Raw genomic sequence first — 19,916 nt, 5'->3', positions numbered from 1 at the left:
AAACCAAAAGAACAGCTGTTAACTATGAAGACTAATTATTTAAACCATCTGCTTTACAGGATATTTGCACCACCCTTGGTTGCTGTATTCGTTTACCTGCTGATATTACTAATATTCGACCGGCTCTCTGAAATTGGAAACAATTTTAGTCCGGAAGAAGTTCTCTTTTTGGGAATTGTGACTTTTGCCCTATTCGAAGTATATCGCTTTTGGATTCATCAAACGGAGAAAATCGGCTATTTAAAAGAACGGGTTTTGCTGAAATCCTTTTTTCTGTTTATGGGGAGTTTTATCATCACAATCATTCTTATTTTCGCCTTCTTTTCACTCTACTTCGTTTATTTTCTGGGATTAAGCGAGTTTAGAGCCGAATTGACCTCTTTCCTTATTGTATTTACTTTAGTTGGTATTTTGTATCATCTTTTTTATCTGAGTATCCGGTTTTTAGATCAGCAAAAGGTGCTTCTGCTGGAGAAAGAGGAAATGAACCGGAAAAATATTGAATTTGAACTGCAGGTGTTTAAGAATAAAATTAATCCGGATTTCTTATATCAGTCACTTGAAAGCGTAATTAGTCTGATTCGGAAAAAAGAAGTTGATCAGGCAGAAAAATTCATCGACCATCTGGCTTTATTTTACAGACGGATATTAGGGAACAGATACTCTGAAATTATCTCGCTCGAAGAGGAAATTCAAAAGGTTGATCAGTACATACTCATCAGAAATAACAAATACAACAACAACTTTATTGTCAATTGGAAAATTGAATCATCTCTAAAAGAAATTCATATTGTTCCCAATACCGTTTTGCAGGTATTGCAAATGATTGAATATTACCAAATGGTTGATTTAAATACCAAATTGGTTGTTGATGTGAGCGAAAATGATGATTATATTGTATTTTATTTTTTGTCATCGGAGCGGTTAACTCCGGTTCCTAAATTGAATATGCAGATGAAGACTTTAAAAAAAGCCATTGGGTTTTATTCAAATAAGGAGCTTGTTTGGGATAAAAAGAGTGAATTCACCCAAATTTACATTCCGAAAATTAATTTAGAAGATTAGCAAATTACTAAACCACATATCCCTGTTAGCCATGAATGTAGTTATTATAGAAGATGAAGTATTGGCCGCCGATAAATTGGAACGTTTGCTGCACAAATACGATCCCAAAATAAAGGTGATTGATCGGTTCGATTCAGTTACTGATTCCTCTATCTGGTTGGGAAACCCATCAAACAAAGCTGATTTGATTTTTTTGGATATCCATTTGGTTGATGGACTGAGCTTCGAAATATTTAATAGAGTACAGGTTCAAACACCTATTATTTTTACTACCGCATACAACGAATATGCTTTGAATGCATTTAAATTAAACAGCATCGATTATCTGTTAAAACCGGTCACGTTTGATAATCTGTATACCAGTTTAAAAAAATTAGAGCACCTTAAGGAATCATTGACAGGAGCCGGGAATATGAGGAATTTTGAGGAGTTAAGCAATGCTCTGGCTACTATTCAAAAAAATTACAAAACACGTTTCATGGTGAAAATCGGCGAAAAACTAAGATCCTTTAAGGCAGAGGATATTTCTGTTTTTTATGCCGATGGCAGAGATGTGTTTATTCTGTTGAAAGAAGGCAACCGCTATATTATTGACTACAAAATGGAAGAGCTTCAGGATTTGTTGAATCCGGAGCAGTTTTATCGGATCAGCCGCTCCTTTATCGTTAATATTAATTCAATAAACGGTGTTTCGGTTCACTCCAATTCACGACTTAAAGTAGATTTATCGCAGGAATTTGACAGGGAATTGATTGTAAGCAGAGAAAAGGTTGGCAGCTTTAAAGATTGGTTTAACGGAGCCGGATAGTTTGCTTGTGATTGGAAGCAAAGCTCGATATAGCCTTCAGTTTTAAAGGAACAGCAAAGCTAAAATGCGGACATCAATATTCTGTACGATGGATCGTAAAATTACAGACCAGTGTAAACGAATTAGTTTTTTGTTTGGAAATTAAAAGCCGGAAATTTTTGTATTATGAATGTTTAGACTAATTTTAAATAAGAAGTTTGAATATTCACTAAAAAATAATGATTTCCATGAAAACTTTACAATCAAAAATTGGAGCAGGCCTTCTAATCTTGTTTATGCTCTTGCTTGGGGCTTCATCAAAATCGTATGCTCATTGCGAGATTCCCTGCGGAATTTATGCCGATTCTCTTCGGATCATCATGTTGTCGGAAGACATTGAAACCATTGAGAAAAGCATGAAAAAGATTACCGAATTATCATCTGCAGAGAAAATAGACTACAATCAACTGGTTCGATGGATCACCAATAAAGAAGATCATGCCAATAAAATTCAGGATATTGCTACCCAGTACTTTATGTTTCAAAGGGTAAAAGTTTCGGATGAGCCTAAAATAATGGCTAAAAATGCAGAACTTCTGGCTGTTCTGCACGAAATTTGTGTTTATGCAATGAAGTCTAAACAAACTACAGATCTAACATATGTTGAGAAGTTGAAGCAGGCAGTTCAGGAGCTTTCTCATTTGTATTTTGGAGAGGAAGAGCATCATCATCATTAAAAATATATGGTGTTTCACAAATCCCTTTCTTGCACAGAAAGGGATTTTTTCAATATATACAGATCGCAAAAAGGAAGTGTTTATTTAAAATGGAATGAATTAAATTCAGATTCTAAAATTAGCAGTACAATGAGTGATTCAATTTGGCGTTTCGAGAATGTTAACCTTTATCAGGTTCTTTGTCCGCATAAGTTAAAGGAGTTTGGAAAAGATCATTTTGAGGGATTTAAGAAAGGAGATTTTATCTATTTTCCCGAAGATGCTTCTCAATCAATTTTTATGGTAAGTAAAGGAAAGGTGAAAATTGTTTCTTATAACGAAGACGGAGAGGAAGTTGTGAAGGCAATTCTCGGGAAAGGAGAAATATTTGGAGAAAAAGCTTTGCTGGGAGAAGAAAAACGCAGTGATTATGCACTGGCCTGCAGTGAACCTACCGAACTGTGCCCAATGAAATTGCCGGATATGTATCAATTAATGCGTACAAATGAAAAGTTTGGCTTTTCAATTTACAAACTGATAGGTGTACGGATAAAAAAAATGGAACGGCGTTTGGAAGCTCTCCTTTTTAAAGATGTTAGAACCAGATTATGCGAGTTCATTAAGGAGATGGCCGATGAAAGTGGAACTATGGAGGGCACAGAACTGGTTGTGACTCATTTTTTTACTCAAAAAGATTTTGCAGATTTAATTGGAACAAGCAGAGAAACCGTGACACGCTTATTTAATGAATTGAAGGAAGAGGGAATTATTGATTATTCCAGAAAGGAAATAAAAATTTTAGCGAAAGAAAAATTATAAAAATTTCATCTTTTTTTCGCAAATGTGATATGGCTTACATTTTACGATTGTTGACGATGCTACTTTTGGTATAGAGTAATAATCAAAAAATGTAAAAAGATGAAAAAGATACTAAGTTTAGCCGCAGCAGGCGTATTGTTATTTTCAGCTTGCGATTCGGACGATGATGTTGTAATGAATCCGCTTCAAAAAGGAATTTTCACAGTTCGGGTGGAAAATATTCAAACAGGTAAAGATTTTTTTAAATCGGGTACATCCGATGCTGTTGGGCCAGGTGGATCATTAAGTTTTAGCTTTAATGCAGGGAAGGGTTCCCGCCTTTCTTTCGCTGCAATGTTCGGTCAGTCAAATGATTTATTTTATGGTTTTGCTGATACAGGATTAGCTCTGTACGATGCCAATGGAGATCCAGTAACAGGCGACATGACTTCTGAAATTATGCTTTGGGATGCAGGAACAGAGGTAAATCAAGAACCGGGCGTTGGAGCCGATCAGGCTCCCAGACAAGCTGATGCAAATACTGGAATGGATGAAAACGGAACTGTTAGATTGGTTGCCGATGTAATGGATGGATACACCTATCCGGCAAATTCTGAAGTAATTCAGGTGAGTTTGGCTCACGATGGTGGTTCTGAATTTACAGTCACCATTAATAACGTATCCAACATGTATGCTTTCCAGTCTCCAATAGCACCAGGAGTTTGGGTAGTTCATAATTCAGGAATGCCTGTTTTCACTGCTAATCAGGTTGCAGCAAATGGTTTGGAAGGATTGGCAGAGGATGGAGCGAATGCCGTTAAAGGAATGTTTTTAGCTGATAACAGTGGATATGTTTCCCCTTTTGCTCCCGGTGTATTTGCGGTAAGCACAGCTGGTTACCCATTGTTCACAGATGGTGAAGTTCAAGCGGGTAATGGTTTGGAAAAATTGGCTGAAGATGGCGATCCCGGAGATTTAGATACCTATTTGAACGGTTTGTCTTCTGTTGTTGGTCACGGTGTTTTTTCTGAACCTGTGGGACAAAGCGGCGGAGCACCGATACTCCCGGGAGATGCTTTCGAATTTACTTTTGAAGCAACCGAAGGCGATTACTTAAATCTGGCAACGATGTTGGGACAATCAAATGATATATTTGCAGCTTTTGATGATATGGGAATTGCTTTATTCAATAATGGAATTCCGGTTACCGGAGATGTAACGGCTATGTTAAAATTATGGGATGCCGGAACCGAGGTGAATGAATATCCGGGTGCAGGTAATAATCAGGCACCAAGACAAGCGGAACCGAATACCGGAGATACTGAAGCGGTTAAGGTAATGCAGGTGAATGATGGATTTACTTATCCTGCAGTAAATGATTTGATTAAGGTGACAATTAGTGCCGAATAGAATTTGGATTACGGGGGTTTTCACATGAAGTGAGAATCCCTTTTTTATTCCTTTTCGAGTAAGATATAGGCACCAAAAGTTTTATTTTGAAATGGACTTACCAATGGCAGATATCCATTTACCCATTTTCCATCCTGAATTTCAAGTGGATGTTTCTTCGTCATTTCCAAATGGAATTGGTCGAAACTTGCTTTGAATTGATTAAAGATTTTAAAATTGCCTTTTGAGCCGGAACGAATATTTTTGTTTAGAAAAAGAGCCAAAGTACTCATGTTGTACCGAAGGTTAATCTCCAGGCAAGGATGAATTCTCAGCTTTTCTTCACGATCTAAAACCAACATACAATCAACTCCAAAATAACCCGTATAGTTGGTTGCGATATCCGAATCAACAAGAGTTTCCGACATGCAGGATTCCAATTCTTGAATGTATTTTCCGGTTAATAGTTTTTCCATTTTGCTTGGAATACCCCCCAGATAGTTGCTCAGGTATTGTCCTTTCGAATCCGTTTCAAAAAATCCCAATCCCAAATAATTCACTTCACTCTTCCCATTGCAATAGTATTGAAGCGAGAAATCGAATAATTTATTAAAAAAAGGTTCAACCATTACATAGGATTGTGAAGCAAGAATCCCATTAATCGATTGAATAATGGATTCATTTAAGCTGGCGTACCGAAGAATCTGTATGCCTCTTCCTGCTGAGCTTAATGGTGTTTTAATTACAATTTGCTTCCATTTGCTCATTAGGTGTTCTACCTCTAAAACACTGGTGCAGACTTGTGCTGTTTGATCGGGATCAATAAACAGCGAGTTTTTTTTGTGGTTAATTGCATCAGTTCCAATTTCAAGAGCTTTTTTACGGCTGTATAAATCACGATGTTCTGCTTTCCAACAGGCATTTGGTTGATTTAAAAAATCAGGACTGCAAGACTCTTTAAATGGTTTGAAAATGTGATGAATTCTTGGACTCCAGCCCCAGGGATGAAGACTGCCTTTTGGCATTTTAATAAAATCAGAGTCTGCTAATGCTGCGCTTAGTGGTTTGAAATTAGGGATAGTTACACCTGCGTTTATCAGCAGATCAATAAATTGCGGATCAGGTAATTGATGAACCAATACTGTATCCATTTTATCTGCAAAAAACATCGGCAATACATCCAGATCCTGCTCAAACTTTGTTAATATTTTATTGGGCATAAAGCTAACCGTTCCGTTGGCAATGGCCATTTCGCAGGTAGGATTGTAAATAAATATTTTTGGATAAATTTCAGTTGGCATCATTCAAATTCATATCTTTTTAATCTCACAAAAGTAGGTGAAATCTGCTTATCTTTGGTTTTCCAACATAAATTATAAATATGATTTTTCCCAATAAACTAGTGCATGGTCGATTAATAAAGCGATACAAAAGATTTTTAGCTGATGTTGAGTTGGACAATGGGGAGATTGTTGTTGCTCATACATCGAACTCGGGCAGTATGAAATCTTGTCTGGAAGAAGGAGCGGAGGTTTATCTTACTTACGTGGATGATCCCAAACGAAAAACCAAGTACACCTGGGAAATGATCCGAATTAACAAATCTTGGGTAGGAATTAATACAGCTGTTCCTAATTTATTGGTTTACGAAGCCGTCAAAAATCAAGAAATTGATACTTTGAGAGGATATTCGTTCGTAAAAAGAGAGGTGAAATTTGGCGATAGCCGCTTTGATGTTTTTGCATCGAATGAGGAGGAGGAGTGCTTTATCGAAGTAAAAAATGTGAGTATGAAAGTGGGAGAGTATGCACGTTTTCCCGATGCGGTAACCACCCGGGGTAAAAAGCACCTGAATACATTAATGCAGGTAAAGAAAGAAGGCAAAAGAGCTGTGATGGTTTATGTGATTCAACGAACCGACGTCGATAAGTTTGCTCCTGCTTATGATATCGATCCTGATTATGCTGCAACATTAAAAGAAGCTCGCGAAAATGGAGTGGAGGTATATCCCATCCGGGCAATTGTAACGCCGGAAAGAATAGAATTAGGAGAACTACTGCCTTTCGAATTGGAATAAGTACTTAAACTAAGTACTTTTGCCAGCCTAAAAAGAAAGAGCATGAACGACAAGGCACAAAACCAATTGGAAAGATACCGCGAACTGAGAAATGAAGTAAGCGAATTGAGTGAGAAGTTAGCCAACCTGCATAAAGATGAAATGGTTTGCAAAAAAGGTTGTTCGGAGTGTTGCATGCATTTTTCGGTTTTACCGGTGGAGTATTTCAGCATCTTGCAGGAATTGAAGGCAAACCCGCCAAAAGGGTATCAGGAACTGGATGAAGAAGCTGACGATTGTAATTTTCTGATTCATGATTTGTGTCAAATCTACGAATCCCGGCCTTTTATCTGCCGCACACATGGATTGCCTTTGTTATTTATGAGTCCCGAAGGCGATGACTGGGAATTATCAACTTGTCCGCTTAATTTTACCGATTTTGAGGATTTTCACAGCGGGAATACCTTTATGCAGGATACTTACAACAGTAAGCTATTCTTAATCAATCAGGAATTTGTTAAGAATTATGAGGCTGAAAAATTTGGTGATTTTGATATGATATCTATAAATCGTTTGGTAACGGATTTGAAAAAATAGAAGCTGTCTGTTGTTCAACTGGCAGCAGTTAAAAAAAGCTTATTTTTTTCTTTAGGGAGTTACTTTTTCTGCACCGGGAAAACAAAAAGTGCCGCCGATAACTGTAGCTGTTTGCTCAAGGATTGGAACACTTAATTTAGGAAAAATGGATTCTTTCAGATTGATAACAACATTTTCATTAGAAGTCCGATTGCCGCGAAATAAGTTCGACGGGGTGAGAGTATTTGGATTTTCCTTTAAAACAGGTTCTTCGAGATCAGAGAATGTGCTGACCAAAGAGTCACAAATCAATAAATTGGTAATGAAACCAAAGTCGCCTCCGTCTTTAAGTAAGCCTAAATTATATTTAGGTGTCACAGCAAAGTGATATCCTTTATTTTTGGGGTTCGTATTTTTGACTGCATCTGCAATCGGAAATCCATTGTACCATCCTGTATTTGATTCAGATTCCCATTTTTTAGGAAGGATATTGAACATCGTAACTCCGTAATATTCCATTCCCAGTATTCCATTTTCCATCGTTCCCGCATTGAATGGGAGAAGAAGCGATGTTATCGAATCAGGCAAGCAGTACAAAATACTGTCGGTTGTTGTTTCATTGCAGGTAATGATTTGCACATTAATTGGGTTTGGATTGTTTATTTTTATCTCAATTTTTATCGATTTTCTATTATTTTTCAGCTCTGTTCTCAGTTGATCAATTGAGTTTAAGATTGTATAGGCAACCTGAAATGAGTCTGAAATAGCACCGGTATTTGGATTTATTGTTTTCATTCCACCATTTGCATTTGTTGGATTACAGGTATTCTCTGTAAGTTGATATAATGCCCATCGACCTTGAGGAATGGAATCAGTTAGTTGTTCGGTTTCGCCGGTATTATAATATATATTATTGAGCAGATTGGAATAAGCGTTGGGAAATCCGCCTGCATGCGATAGTGATGCTAAATATTTTGAGTCTTCTGATGGTTGTACCCGTGCACTTATATAGTTGAACGTTCCTTCATTGAATATTCCATTCATATTTTGGTAGTACCATTTTAAACTGCCTTGTGACGGGTATTGAATAAGAGTTATCTGTTCCTGATAGAAGGAAGCAATTCCTTTGTTTATTGCATCCGTAAGAATAGGGTAAAGCGATTCTGATACAGGTTGTAGTGTTGTATCCGTATCATTTTTTGTATTGCTATACTGAGCAGTTTCATATGTGTCCGTTTGATATGAAAGAGCAACAGATGCCAGGAGCGGAAGAAAAAGTATTCTTACTATAGATTTAGTCATCACAAATATTCTTTTTACAATAAGGATAGAATCTATGTAATATGTGAAGACCCGCTGAAAAGCAGGTCTTCTGTAGTATTACCTGCATAGTGGAAACAGGTATTTGTTACAACAGCTGATTAAGCGCCTGGGTTTGTAACTGCACCTCCAATAGCATATGCACTTTGCTGCAGTTCAGGAACGCTAACAATAGCATCCGAAGCAGAGAATGTAACTTTAAATGAACTGTTGTCAGAACTTTCTTTGAAAGAGCTTTTGTAAACTCCCTGACTGAAGCTACCTAGTTTAATAAAACCAAAAAGTGTCAGATTTCCCGATGCATGTTCTTCCCAACTTTCTTTAAATTTTTTAAAATTTGCATTTTGATAAGTGATTTCAACTGTTGGGTAGTTAGCAATTAAAAGGTTGTTTAGCATACCAAAGTTTCCACCATTTTTAAAAGTGTCCATATTGAAAGTTGGTTTAATCACAAACTTAAATCCGCTAATATCCTTTTCTGCGTTAGCTACAGCTTGAGAAATTGGATCAGCGTAATACCATCCTTTTTCAGTAGCTTGTTGCCATGCAGCAGGACCCATTGGTATCATTGCATATCCTTCCCACTTCATTGAAACGGAACAATCAGTACTTGTTCCTTCAGCTTTCGACATGTCGTATGAACCTCCGCCTGAGATTCCAAATTTCAACCAGGAACCAACACTAAATCCTGTCTGACCTTCAATATGTACATTCATTTCACTTCCTGAAGCTGAATGTGTTTCCATTTTAATTTCAATGGTACGGCCTTTATTTTGCAAGTCGTTTGAAATCTCCTGTTTTGATTTATTGATACTATACCCAACATTGAATTTGTCAGAAATTACTCCGGTATTAGGATTTACTGTTTTAATTCCACCATTTTTTTTAGTTGGAAATTCAGTACAATCTTTTAATGATGTTAGTATCCACGAGCCGTTTTGCAGTGCATCCTGCAGAGCGTTTACCGGACTCATTATATTTAGATAGATAGAAACGTCTGAAATTACCTGATCACTTGATGCAGGGCGGTTAGGCAATAATTTTTTTAAGTTTCTGGCTTCAGTCATTTGGGTATAGCTGATTGGGCTTTCGCCTGCAGCTTCTTTTCCACTCCAAACACTACCAAAAATATAACCAATAATATAGTCCAGTTTGGTTTTCACCTTCACTTTTTCCATCTCTTCAGCAGAGATGTTACCGTAACAAGTTTGGTAATCAGAAACGACTGTTCCTCCCTGTGTCGAAGCATTTTTTGTTGCTTGATCCAACTGACCTTGATCTTTGGTGTTCAGCGAGTACATTATTGAATTCAATATTTGAACATAAGCGTTTGGAAAACTTCCCGGTGATCCAAGCTTAGCAGTGTTTGTAATATCCCCGGGAGCTACAACTGAATTAATGTAATTGTAGGTTGATTCGTTAAAGTCGTTATTCATGTTTTGCCAGTTCCATAGAAAATCTCCTTGAGAAGGATACTGAATTGGATACAATGGTGATTTAAAAATTGAAGCGACTGCATCCTGGGCTTTTTTTTGCAATTCTGCGTAGAATTCATCTCCACCGGTTTGGCTGTTTGCAACTAATGTGGCAACATTCTCCATTTCTTTTGTTGAGCTTTTCATAAAATTGTCTTTTTTTTATTTTTTTTGATGTTACAGATGGATCTTATTATCCATAACATGCCACAGAGTTTCTGCGGACTTTGTTTAATCTGTTTTAAATGATTTGGAATCGATGATCTAATTGTCCAATCACTTAAATTTTATGTACACCATAAATTGGTATTATTAAATTGTATTAGTGTAATAAAAATGTCATTTAATACCTAAAAATAACTCATTCGTCATTGTGTGTCGGTAAATATTCTTAAAAAGCATTTATGAAAAAAAAATATATGAGTGAAGTGCCAAAAATATTTAGTAGGGAGTATAAAAAATTGAGTAAAGCGAATTGTTGAATAGCATTTTTTTTAGTATTCAAAGTTCTGCACGAAAATTCAATGACGATTTTGACTTATAAATCTGTTAAAGTTTGAAGAACTCTGGTCTTTTTTTTGAAACAAAAAAAAATGAAAATGAACTAATACAATGTCCTGACTTTTTGCCGGGATTTGTCTGAATATAATTTAGTTTCGAAATAAAGCCGGTGTTGCCGAAAATAAAAATTTTTGGAATTAAGCTAAATTCTGTTGTAACTTACAAAGGGAGTAGTGGCTTAATTATTAAAATTTCAGATTATGGCAGAAACGAAAAATAATCCAGCAAATGATTTATTGAAGAAAGAGATTCTAAATATTGCTTTGGAAATTTTTGTGCGGGATGGCTATTTCTCGACAACAGGTGCTATGATTGCCGGTGAAGTTGGTATTAGTGAGGAAAAGTTATTTTCTCATTTTGAAACGAAGGAGAATTTGCTTCACACAATTGTTGCTGAGGCAGTACATCTAATATTTGATGGAGTAGATCCAAATCAGGATGGTAAATTGCAGGAGGTTGAATTGCTGTTTTTTATTGACGATTATTTTGATTCTGTTGAAAAAAATCTTGATTTCTTTCGCCTTTTTTATTCTTTGAGACTTCAGCCCGGGGTGGTTGACCAGTACAAACATGAATTGCACGAAATCGTAAGTCCGAAATTAAATATAATTAGAAAATATTTTAGTAAAGAAGGTTCTGAAAACCCTAAGATGGAAACCCGATTTCTTGTCTCAATGTTGGATGGAATTGCGATGAATTTTGTTTTGGAGCCCGACGGTTATCCAATTGATGAGATGCAGCAAAAAGTCTTGAATATGTACATTAAAAAAAACGAATACGAAGATTAGATTTTATTCAATTTGAGATTATAAATAAAAAGGAATCCGGTTCATATCGTGAACCGGATTCTTTATGTTTTTGCAAATCTGCTAACGACAAATTGCCTTTAGTCAGGAATTTATAAATTATTTTAAACCACGTTTGATTAACAAAGCATCAATATTTGGTTCTGCGCCTCTGAATCGTTTATACAATTCCATTGGATCTTCAGTACCACCTTTTGCTAAAACGTTATTACGGAAAGCTGCCGCAGTTTCTTTGTTGAATAAACCAGTTTCCTTGAACGCCTGAAAAGCATCGGAATCCAATACTCCAGCCCAGATGTAAGCGTAGTATCCTGAAGAGTATCCACCGCTAAAAATGTGAGCAAAGTAAGTAGAACGATATCTTGAATAGATTTCAGGAATCAAGCCAATTGATTTTAGATAATCATCTTCAAATTTTGGAACATCGATATCCTGAACTTCAGATAATGTATGATATTTCATATCCAACAACGAAGCAGCAAGGTATTCAACAGTAGCAAATCCTTGATTAAATTTACCGGCATCCTGAACTTTTTTAACCAATTCAACAGGAATTACCTCTCCGGTTTGGTAATGTTTGGCATACAATGCCAACATTTCAGGCTCTAAACACCAGTTTTCCATTACCTGCGATGGCAGTTCAACAAAATCGCGTGATACTGCAGTACCAGAAAGAGTGTTGTATTTGCATCTTGAAAGGAATCCGTGCAAAGCGTGGCCAAATTCGTGGAATAAAGTTTCCACTTCATCAACACTTAGCAAAGCTGGCTGATCGCCTACAGGCTTGGTAAAGTTACATACGTTACAGATAATTGGAGTGATTGCATTTTCTGTTTGCCAACCCGATTGTTTGCGGAAGCTGTTCATCCATGCACCACCACGCTTCGAAGCTCTGGGGAAATAATCTAAATAGAAGATTCCAATATGAGTTCCATCTGCTTCCTGCAGTTCCCAGGTCTGAACATCCTTATTATATTTTGAGATGTCATTTCTTTCGATGAAATTGATTCCATAAAGGCGGTGAGCCAATTCGAAAGCACCGTCGCGAACGTTATTGATTTCGAAGTATGGACGAAGTTCAGACTCATCTAAATTGTATTTCGCTTTCTTTACTTTTTCAGCATAGTACCACCAGTCGTAAGATGCTAGTTTGAATTTACCACCTTCTTTGTCAATCACTTTTTGCATTTCAGCAGCTTCCAGTTTTGCATTTGGAAGAGCAGCATCCCATAGTTTATTCAATAATTCGAATACTTTCTCAGGAGTTTTTGCCATATTCTCGGCAAGAATATAATCTGCATGACTTTTAAATCCAAATAATTGAGCTCTTTCTACTCGTAGGTTAGCAATTTCTGACAATACTTTTTTGTTGTCGAACTCATTGTCGTTATTACAACGGTTCACATAACCCATGTAGATTTTTTTTCTTAGATCGCGGTTATCTGCGTACTGAAGAAAAGGAAGCATACTTGGCTTGTCTAAAGTGAAAGCCCATTTTCCTTCTTCTCCTTTTGCAGTTGCAGTTTCAGCGGCAGCCGCTTTAACAGATTCCGGAAGACCAGCTAAATCATCTTCATTATCAATAAGCAATACAAATGCATTGTTTTCTGCCAATTGGTTCTCTCCAAACTGCAGAGTTAATAATGATAATTTTTCATCGATTGCACGAAGTTTTGCTTTTTTACCGGCATCTAAATCGGCACCACCACGAACAAAACTTTTGTACGTTTTCTCAAGAAGTGTATTTGCTTCAACGTCTAAGTTTAATGCATTTTTTTGCTCATAAACAGCTTTAACTCTTTTAAACAAATTTTCGTTGAGGTCAATATCCGCACCATATTTTGTCAATTCAGGAGCCAATCTTTTCGAAAGAGCCTGAATGGAATCATTGGTATCCGAACCCGAAAGATTAAAAAATACATTGCTGACTTTAGTCAACAATTGTCCTGCTTTATCCATTGCTTCGATCGTATTTTCGAAAGTTGGTGCTTCAGTATTGTTGGCAATAGCATCAATTTCTGCACGACCTTGCTTCATGCCTTCCATGAAAGCCGGCTCGAAGTGCTCAAATTTAATTAAATCAAATGGAGCTGTTTGGTGAGGAGTGTTGTAGTCTGCAAAAAACGGATTTTCAGTCTTTTGCTCACTTTTGTTACTATTGCAGGCGGTTAAACCAATACCTGCAACAAGTACATAAAGAAAAGTCTTTTTCACGTTGTTAGGTTTAGTATTAGTACTTATAGAATGTTTGCCTGCCAAATTAGTAAAATCTGACTGGTTTTCCTTATGATTTGTTTAGTTTTCGCAGCATACTTGTTGCAATTTAGAATTAAAATGTTTGGAATGTGAAATGAATAAGGGTAGGTTTTATCCTTCGGATATTGGGAGATACAAAATCAGGTTTAAACTAATTTTTTCCTGCAATTTTTTTTATTTGAATTCATTTTTTGCTTTCCTGAGTCCCGGTTTGCACTCTTTGGTGAAAAGCTTAAGTAAAATGCGATCCATAAAACGAATAACACAAACGAAGTTGAAGTGAATTTGTTTAAATAGAATCCTTTTATTGAGAAAATAATCGCATTTTGAGGATCTTCTTGTAAGTGAAGAATCTGAAATTTTTTTCCAATAGGATATTCAACATTCTCAGGACCTTTTAAGGTAAATTGCTTTTGATTGGCTTCGTAGGCAATAACGGAATAAAAAGAGAGTAACATGCCACTATTTTCTTCTACTGTTTTTACTACAATACCTTCTGTTTTCTCCCCATATACTATAAGTTTCCAATTTGCATAAATGGGAATCAGTAATATTAAAATTGTAATAATAAGAAACCTTGATCCGGAAATCTTCATTGCATGGAGCTATTTATTATCACTAAATATAAGGAAAATTGAACAAAAAAAGAGACTGCCTTTTAATAAGAAAAACAGTCTCTTTTTGTTGTATACTTTTAATCCTTATTCAGGATAATTCAAATTCTCGTCAGTAAGATGCTCCAAAACCTCAGTTTTGAATTTGTTTGATTCCCATTTGGCCATTGGTAAATCGTGGCTCATGTAATTTCCACATTCTATTTTGTTTGTTCCTGGAATTTCGCCGTTAAAATCAGCCATAAAATCGAACATTTCCTGAGTTACTTTTACGATATCTTTCGATTCCAAATCGCCGTTGAAAATTGCATAAAAGCCGGTACGACATCCCATTGGGCCAAAATAAATTGTGCGGTCTGCCCATTCTTTATGGTTTCTTAAAAAGGTAGCACCCAAATGCTCCATGGTGTGCATTGCAGGAATATCCATTGCCGGTTCCTGATTCGGCAATTTGGTTCTGATATCGAAACTTGTTAATGTCTCTGCTCCAACTTTATCCTTACGGGATACATAAATCCCTCTTTTCAATTTATTGTGGTCTACTGTAAAGCTCTGTATTTTTTCCATTTTTTCTTTTTTTATTTCTGATTTCCTAACTCACGTACCATTTCTGTCACCATTTTGGCTGAATTTACCGCAGCTATTTCAACAAATTCCTGATATTCCATTGCATTCTCTTGTCCTGCAATATCCGAAATAGATCGGATAACCACAAATGGAATATCGAACTGGTAACAGGTTTGTGCAATTGCGGCACCTTCCATTTCAACAGCTTCGGCGGCAGGGAATAAAGTTTTTATCTTGTTGGTTGCTTCGGCATTATTCATGAACTGATCACCAGTTAGAATAGTTGCCTTTTTTGTCTGTAAATCGGTTAATTGGTGAACCGATTTATCGGCCAAAGAGATTAATTTCTCATTGGCAGCAAAACTTGCCGGCATTCCGGGAACTTGTCCTGTTTTATAACCAAAAACAGTGCAATCCATATCATGATGAATAACCTCTTCGGATATTACAATATCGCCAACTTTTAAATCACCGGGAAAACCTCCCGCAGCACCTGTATTAATTATATAATCAGGTTTAAAGTTGTCGATGAGTAAAGTGGTTCCGATAGCTGCATTTACTTTTCCAATTCCCGATTGAAGCAAAACAATTTCAACATTGTTTAAAGTACCCGTATAGAAAACAAAGGAGCCCTTTTTTTGTTCTTTTTTGTTGGACAATTGATCACGAAGTTTAACTACTTCGACTTCCATTGCGCCTATAATTCCAATTTTCATTTTTTGCGTATCAAGTAGTAAGTATCAAGTACAAAGATAATATTGCTGTTTTAAGTAAGTGGACAAAGTTAAAAAACAATGCAGTTTTAAACGTATTAATCAGAATTTTATTGATCCGTTTTTCTCTTATCCGAAGATAGAACTGTGGATCTGATAGCTGAGAGATTGATATTTTTAATTAACTTCATCATTCAAATAAGAAAAAGTTATCGAATGACCCTAAAACAATTAAAATACGCTTTGGCCTTAGGCCGTTTGGGAAGTTATATAGGTGTTGCCAAATCGATGGGAGTATCGCAGCCGGCGGTTAGTTTGCAGATACAGGCCTTAGAGGATGAGTTGGGTATTATTCTTTTCGATCGGTCGACCAAAAATGTGGAACCGACCTTAAATGGAATTGCTTTTTTGGAAAAAGCACAATCTTTGGTGACAGAATCGAAGCAATTGGAAGATTTTGCCATTCAATTGTCTGAAGAGATTCAGGGAGAGGTTTGTCTGGGCATTATTCCAACCTTATCGCCATTTCTTGTGCCTTTGTTTATCGATGAGTTGAATAAAAAGTATCCCAGGATTAAAATAAAGATTCAGGAGGCAATCACCGAAAATATTTTGCAGGGAATTAAAACCGGAATTTTTCATGCCGGAATTATCTCAACACCAATAGAATTAAAGAGTAATCTTGATTTGGTTCCTTTATTTTACGAGCAGTTTTATTTGTATGTGTCGGATAAACATGAGTTGTATTCACAGGATAAAATAGACATTAGTAAATTGGATTTTTCGGATGTTTGGTTGCTTAAAGAAGGAAATTGTTTTATGGATCAGGTGACTAATATTTGCAGTGCCCGGCCCAATCAGAATGGAAATTTTATATATGAGAGTAACAATATCGACGCTTTACGTAGAATTGTGGAATATAAGGGAGGAATTACTTTCCTGCCTGAACTATCTACTTTAATGATTCCTTCGGAGCAGGAAGAAATGATTAAGGAGATAAAAGGGAAGAAGAAGGTAAGAGAAATAAGTATGGTTTCGTTAAAAACAGAGGTGAGACTTAATCTGTTGAATGCAATTAGTCAGGTGATTAAAGAGAGTGTGCCTTCGCAGATGCTAAGAGAGGAAGATAAGGAGATTGTTAAAACTAATTTTATAGAAAAATGATTGCTAAAACGATAAGAACACCTTATTATGCGGTAGTATTTTCATCGGTAAAAACTGGTGAAGATAATGCTTATGATGAAATGGCAGATTCTATGATGGAATTGGCGAGAAGACAACCAGGTTTTCTGGGTGCCGAATCGGCCAGAAATGAAGTTGGAATAACAGTTTCGTATTGGGAGAGTCTGGACGCCATTAAAAAATGGCAGGCGCATCCGGCACATCAAATTGCTCAGGAAAGAGGCAAAGAGAATTGGTACGAAAAATATGCTGTTCGAATCTGTAAGGTGGAATCGGATTATTTTTTCGAGAAATAGTGTTTTGGATTCATAAATGTAACCCAAATCCCTAAAGGGGTGAATGCTGTAAAAAGAGCCTTATTTCTTCGAAAATAAGCCTACTACCCAAATAAGAACAATAGCTCCTACTGTTGCAGATATTAGCAAACCAAAGAATCCATTTAAATGTATCCCAAAAATACCAAAGATTGTACCTCCTATAAAAGAACCAATAACACCTAAAATCAGGTTGATTATCATGCCATAACCACGACCTTTTAATAAAATGCTCGCAATCCATCCGGCTACAAGTCCAATTAGTAAAAAAATAAGATAGTTCATGTGTTGAGAATTAGTGCTTTATTAAATTACTAAAATTTCTTAAAACAAAAACAATCTTTTTATTGTTGATTACTCGTATTGCATTGCAATGGATTTTTGAATGGATAAGAATAATTATTAACTTCATTTTTGCAATGAAAATGGAATATTCAAAGCTGAAATTTTATGGAAAATATGATAGAAACAAAGAGTCATCAGGATTTATTGGTGACTAAAACACCGATATTGAACCAAGGGAATCCGGAAGAAAAAAGAAAAGAGATTCTCAACTATTTTAGAAAGACATGGGAATTGGATGAACTCTTATACGATTGCTTAAACGGACAAGAGGCATTTTTACACCGGGCTGATCCATTGCGCCATCCTCTGGCTTTTTATTTTGGACATACAGCCACCTTTTTTGTAAATAAATTGATATTGGCAGGAATCATTACTGATAGATTGAATCCAAAATTTGAATCGATGTTTGCAGTTGGTGTTGACGAAATGTCGTGGGATGATTTGAATGACAAACATTACGAATGGCCAACTTCGCAGGAAACTCTGGCTTATCGTAATGAGGCAAAGAAGATGATTGAGAAGCTGATTTTAGAGCTTCCGCTGACAATTCCTATCAATTGGGAAAGTCAGTTTTGGGTAATAATGATGGGAATAGAGCATCAGCGAATTCATATCGAAACATCATCGGTATTGATTCGTCAGTTGCCTATCCATTTGGTAAAACCCAATTTGCTGTTTAAGATTTGTATGGAATGGGGAGATGCTCCGGTCAACGAGTTGTTAAAAGTGAAATCGGGAAAGGTAAGAATAGGAAAAGGCAAGGACAATGCCCTGTATGGCTGGGACAATGAGTTTGGAGAATTCCAATCTAAAATTAAATCATTTCATGCATCGAAGTTTTTGGTTTCGAATGAGGAGTTTAAGGCTTTTGTTGACGATGATGGATACAAAACAGAAAAATGGTGGACGGAAGAAGGCTGGGGCTGGGTGACTTATAAAAAATGTGAGCATCCTTTGTGGTGGCTGAAAGAAGGAAGCGAATGGAAGTTTCGTACCATGCTCGAGATGATTGAAATGCCTTGGAATTGGCCTGTAGAAGTGAATTATCTGGAAGCAAAGGCTTTCTGTAACTGGAAATCTGCGAAGACAGGCAAAACTTTGCGCTTGCCAACCGAGGCGGAGTATTATCGTTTGCGCGATTCATTTAATATTGCAGATCAACCGGAATGGGAAATGGCTCCCGGAAATATAAATTTGGAGTATTATTCTTCTTCTTGTCCGGTGGATAAATTTGAAACTGGTGGTTTTTATGATGTAATTGGGAATGTGTGGCAATGGACAGAGATGCCTATTTCAGGCTTGGACGGTTTTGAGATTCATCCGTTTTACGATGATTTTTCAACGCCAACTTTCGATGCTAAACACAATCTGATTAAAGGTGGATCCTGGATATCAACAGGAAATCTGGCCATTCGTGATTCCCGTTATGCTTTTCGCCGTCATTTTTTTCAGCATGCAGGTTTTCGATACATTGAATCAGATCAGGAGGTGGAAATTGAAACGGATTACTATGAAACGGATAGTTTAGTATCGCAATATTGTGAATTCCAGTATGGAGAGGAATATTTTGGTGTGAAAGATTATTCCAAAGCTTGTCTTGCTCTTATCAAAAATCATTTAAAAGGCCTTACTAAAGGGAATGCATTGGATATTGGATGTGCAACGGGCAGAACGACTTTCGAGCTGGCGAAATATTTCGATAAGGTAACAGGTTTGGATTTTTCAGCTCGTTTTATTCGCATTGGAACCCAGTTGAAAGAAAGCGGAAAGTTAAAGTATATCCGACAGGAAGAAGGGAAACTAACGAGTCATCAGGAAATTAAATTGGTGGATCATGACTTGGGTTCTGTTCGTGACAGCGTAGAATTTTTTCAGGCTGATGCGTGCAATTTAAAACCCATTTATTCCGGATACGATTTGGTTTTTGCAGGCAATTTAATCGATAGATTGTACGATCCTATTAAGTTTTTGCAAGATATTCATATGAGGATTAATGATGGTGGAATTTTGGTTCTTACTTCACCCTATACTTGGCTCGAAGAATTTACCGAAGTTGATAAATGGGTAGGAGGATACCGAAAAGATGGTGAACCTTTTACATCATTCGATGGTTTAAAGAACATTTTGAGGGAACATTTCGATTTGTTGGATGAGCCCAGGGATGTTCCTTTTGTAATTCGTGAAACGTCACGGAAATTTCAGCATACCATAGCGCAGATGACGATTTGGAGGAAGAAATAATTCACAAAACAAAAGAGGGTGTCCAAAAAGTAATATTTTGTATCGGATTGTCATGTTGAACGGAAGTCGAAACATCTGTTTTTCAGAGTCAAAGATTCTTCGTCCCGATTCATCGGGATCAGAATGACAATGGAA

Annotated in this window: 19 protein-coding genes; 11 read left to right on the top strand and 8 right to left on the bottom strand. The window is 36.6% G+C overall.

Annotation, left to right across the window (positions count from 1 at the left end; translation table 11 throughout):
- Positions 1 to 24: 24 nt before the first annotated feature.
- From BZG01_RS00925 to BZG01_RS00905, 5 genes are all read left to right on the top strand, one after another.
- A complete protein-coding gene (locus BZG01_RS00925) occupies positions 25 to 1,065 on the top strand; it encodes a histidine kinase (RefSeq protein ID WP_101307943.1) in 1,041 nt (346 codons plus the stop codon).
- Positions 1,066 to 1,096: 31 nt separating this feature from the next.
- On the top strand, positions 1,097 to 1,873 hold the full coding sequence (locus BZG01_RS00920) for a LytR/AlgR family response regulator transcription factor (RefSeq protein WP_101307942.1): 777 nt from the start codon (positions 1,097 to 1,099) through the stop codon (positions 1,871 to 1,873).
- A 227-nt stretch (positions 1,874 to 2,100) separates the two neighbouring features.
- Positions 2,101 to 2,589, top strand: a complete 489-nt coding sequence (locus BZG01_RS00915; protein ID WP_101308028.1) for a superoxide dismutase [Ni] — start codon at positions 2,101 to 2,103, stop codon at positions 2,587 to 2,589.
- Positions 2,590 to 2,718: 129 nt separating this feature from the next.
- Positions 2,719 to 3,387, top strand: a complete 669-nt coding sequence (locus BZG01_RS00910; RefSeq protein WP_101308027.1) for a Crp/Fnr family transcriptional regulator — start codon at positions 2,719 to 2,721, stop codon at positions 3,385 to 3,387.
- Positions 3,388 to 3,486: 99 nt separating this feature from the next.
- Positions 3,487 to 4,776 carry a spondin domain-containing protein gene (locus BZG01_RS00905; protein ID WP_101307941.1) on the top strand — a complete coding sequence of 430 codons (1,290 nt, stop codon included), beginning with the start codon at positions 3,487 to 3,489 and terminating at the stop codon, positions 4,774 to 4,776.
- 44 nt (positions 4,777 to 4,820) lie between these two features.
- Here BZG01_RS00905 and BZG01_RS00900 read toward each other — a convergent pair whose 3' ends face one another.
- Entirely contained in the window at positions 4,821 to 6,059 is a 1,239-nt protein-coding gene (locus BZG01_RS00900) for a hypothetical protein (protein ID WP_101307940.1), read from the bottom strand.
- A gap of 77 nt (positions 6,060 to 6,136) precedes the next feature.
- Between BZG01_RS00900 and sfsA the strand changes: the two genes are divergently transcribed.
- Positions 6,137 to 6,832 carry a DNA/RNA nuclease SfsA gene (gene sfsA / locus BZG01_RS00895; protein WP_101307939.1) on the top strand — a complete coding sequence of 232 codons (696 nt, stop codon included), beginning with the start codon at positions 6,137 to 6,139 and terminating at the stop codon, positions 6,830 to 6,832.
- A 42-nt stretch (positions 6,833 to 6,874) separates the two neighbouring features.
- Entirely contained in the window at positions 6,875 to 7,408 is a 534-nt protein-coding gene (locus tag BZG01_RS00890) for a YkgJ family cysteine cluster protein (RefSeq protein ID WP_101307938.1), read from the top strand.
- Positions 7,409 to 7,459: 51 nt separating this feature from the next.
- On the opposite strand, the gene BZG01_RS00885 is transcribed toward BZG01_RS00890, so the two are convergent.
- Both BZG01_RS00885 and BZG01_RS00880 read right to left on the bottom strand, forming a co-directional pair.
- On the bottom strand, positions 7,460 to 8,689 hold the full coding sequence (locus BZG01_RS00885; protein ID WP_101307937.1) for a hypothetical protein: 1,230 nt from the start codon (positions 8,687 to 8,689) through the stop codon (positions 7,460 to 7,462).
- 119 nt (positions 8,690 to 8,808) lie between these two features.
- Positions 8,809 to 10,329, bottom strand: coding sequence for a hypothetical protein (locus BZG01_RS00880; protein WP_101307936.1), 1,521 nt, complete (start codon positions 10,327 to 10,329; stop codon positions 8,809 to 8,811).
- Positions 10,330 to 10,943: 614 nt separating this feature from the next.
- On the opposite strand from BZG01_RS00880, the gene BZG01_RS00875 reads away from it, so the two are divergent.
- Positions 10,944 to 11,531 carry a TetR/AcrR family transcriptional regulator gene (locus BZG01_RS00875; RefSeq protein ID WP_101307935.1) on the top strand — a complete coding sequence of 196 codons (588 nt, stop codon included), beginning with the start codon at positions 10,944 to 10,946 and terminating at the stop codon, positions 11,529 to 11,531.
- A 117-nt stretch (positions 11,532 to 11,648) separates the two neighbouring features.
- On the opposite strand, the gene BZG01_RS00870 is transcribed toward BZG01_RS00875, so the two are convergent.
- From BZG01_RS00870 to mtnN, 4 genes are all read right to left on the bottom strand, one after another.
- Complete coding sequence (locus tag BZG01_RS00870) at positions 11,649 to 13,763, bottom strand: M3 family metallopeptidase (RefSeq protein WP_101307934.1); 2,115 nt, start codon at positions 13,761 to 13,763, stop codon at positions 11,649 to 11,651.
- A gap of 188 nt (positions 13,764 to 13,951) precedes the next feature.
- On the bottom strand, positions 13,952 to 14,401 hold the full coding sequence (locus tag BZG01_RS00865) for a hypothetical protein (protein ID WP_101307933.1): 450 nt from the start codon (positions 14,399 to 14,401) through the stop codon (positions 13,952 to 13,954).
- Between the two features lie 105 nt (positions 14,402 to 14,506).
- Complete coding sequence (locus BZG01_RS00860) at positions 14,507 to 14,986, bottom strand: S-ribosylhomocysteine lyase (protein ID WP_101307932.1); 480 nt, start codon at positions 14,984 to 14,986, stop codon at positions 14,507 to 14,509.
- 11 nt (positions 14,987 to 14,997) lie between these two features.
- Positions 14,998 to 15,702 carry a 5'-methylthioadenosine/S-adenosylhomocysteine nucleosidase gene (gene mtnN / locus BZG01_RS00855; RefSeq protein WP_101307931.1) on the bottom strand — a complete coding sequence of 235 codons (705 nt, stop codon included), beginning with the start codon at positions 15,700 to 15,702 and terminating at the stop codon, positions 14,998 to 15,000.
- Between the two features lie 213 nt (positions 15,703 to 15,915).
- Between mtnN and BZG01_RS00850 the strand changes: the two genes are divergently transcribed.
- Both BZG01_RS00850 and BZG01_RS00845 read left to right on the top strand, forming a co-directional pair.
- On the top strand, positions 15,916 to 16,863 hold the full coding sequence (locus BZG01_RS00850; RefSeq protein WP_101307930.1) for a hydrogen peroxide-inducible genes activator: 948 nt from the start codon (positions 15,916 to 15,918) through the stop codon (positions 16,861 to 16,863).
- A complete protein-coding gene (locus BZG01_RS00845; RefSeq protein WP_101307929.1) occupies positions 16,860 to 17,177 on the top strand; it encodes an antibiotic biosynthesis monooxygenase family protein in 318 nt (105 codons plus the stop codon). The genes BZG01_RS00850 and BZG01_RS00845 overlap by 4 nt, the downstream gene beginning before the upstream one ends.
- A gap of 60 nt (positions 17,178 to 17,237) precedes the next feature.
- Here BZG01_RS00845 and BZG01_RS00840 read toward each other — a convergent pair whose 3' ends face one another.
- The gene (locus tag BZG01_RS00840; protein WP_101307928.1) at positions 17,238 to 17,480 is read right to left on the bottom strand and encodes a GlsB/YeaQ/YmgE family stress response membrane protein; all 243 of its coding nucleotides are present in this window, start codon (positions 17,478 to 17,480) and stop codon (positions 17,238 to 17,240) included.
- A 165-nt stretch (positions 17,481 to 17,645) separates the two neighbouring features.
- On the opposite strand from BZG01_RS00840, the gene ovoA reads away from it, so the two are divergent.
- Positions 17,646 to 19,781 (top strand): 5-histidylcysteine sulfoxide synthase, encoded by a 2,136-nt coding sequence (gene ovoA / locus BZG01_RS00835; RefSeq protein WP_101307927.1) that lies wholly within the window; start codon positions 17,646 to 17,648, stop codon positions 19,779 to 19,781.
- Positions 19,782 to 19,916 lie beyond the last annotated feature (135 nt).

This window comes from Labilibaculum manganireducens, from assembly GCF_002843385.1.
GTDB classification, from domain to species: domain Bacteria; phylum Bacteroidota; class Bacteroidia; order Bacteroidales; family Marinifilaceae; genus Labilibaculum; species Labilibaculum manganireducens.
The sequence above is the reverse complement of the archived record's forward strand: the minus strand, read 5'-3'. Positions and strand labels throughout refer to the sequence as shown.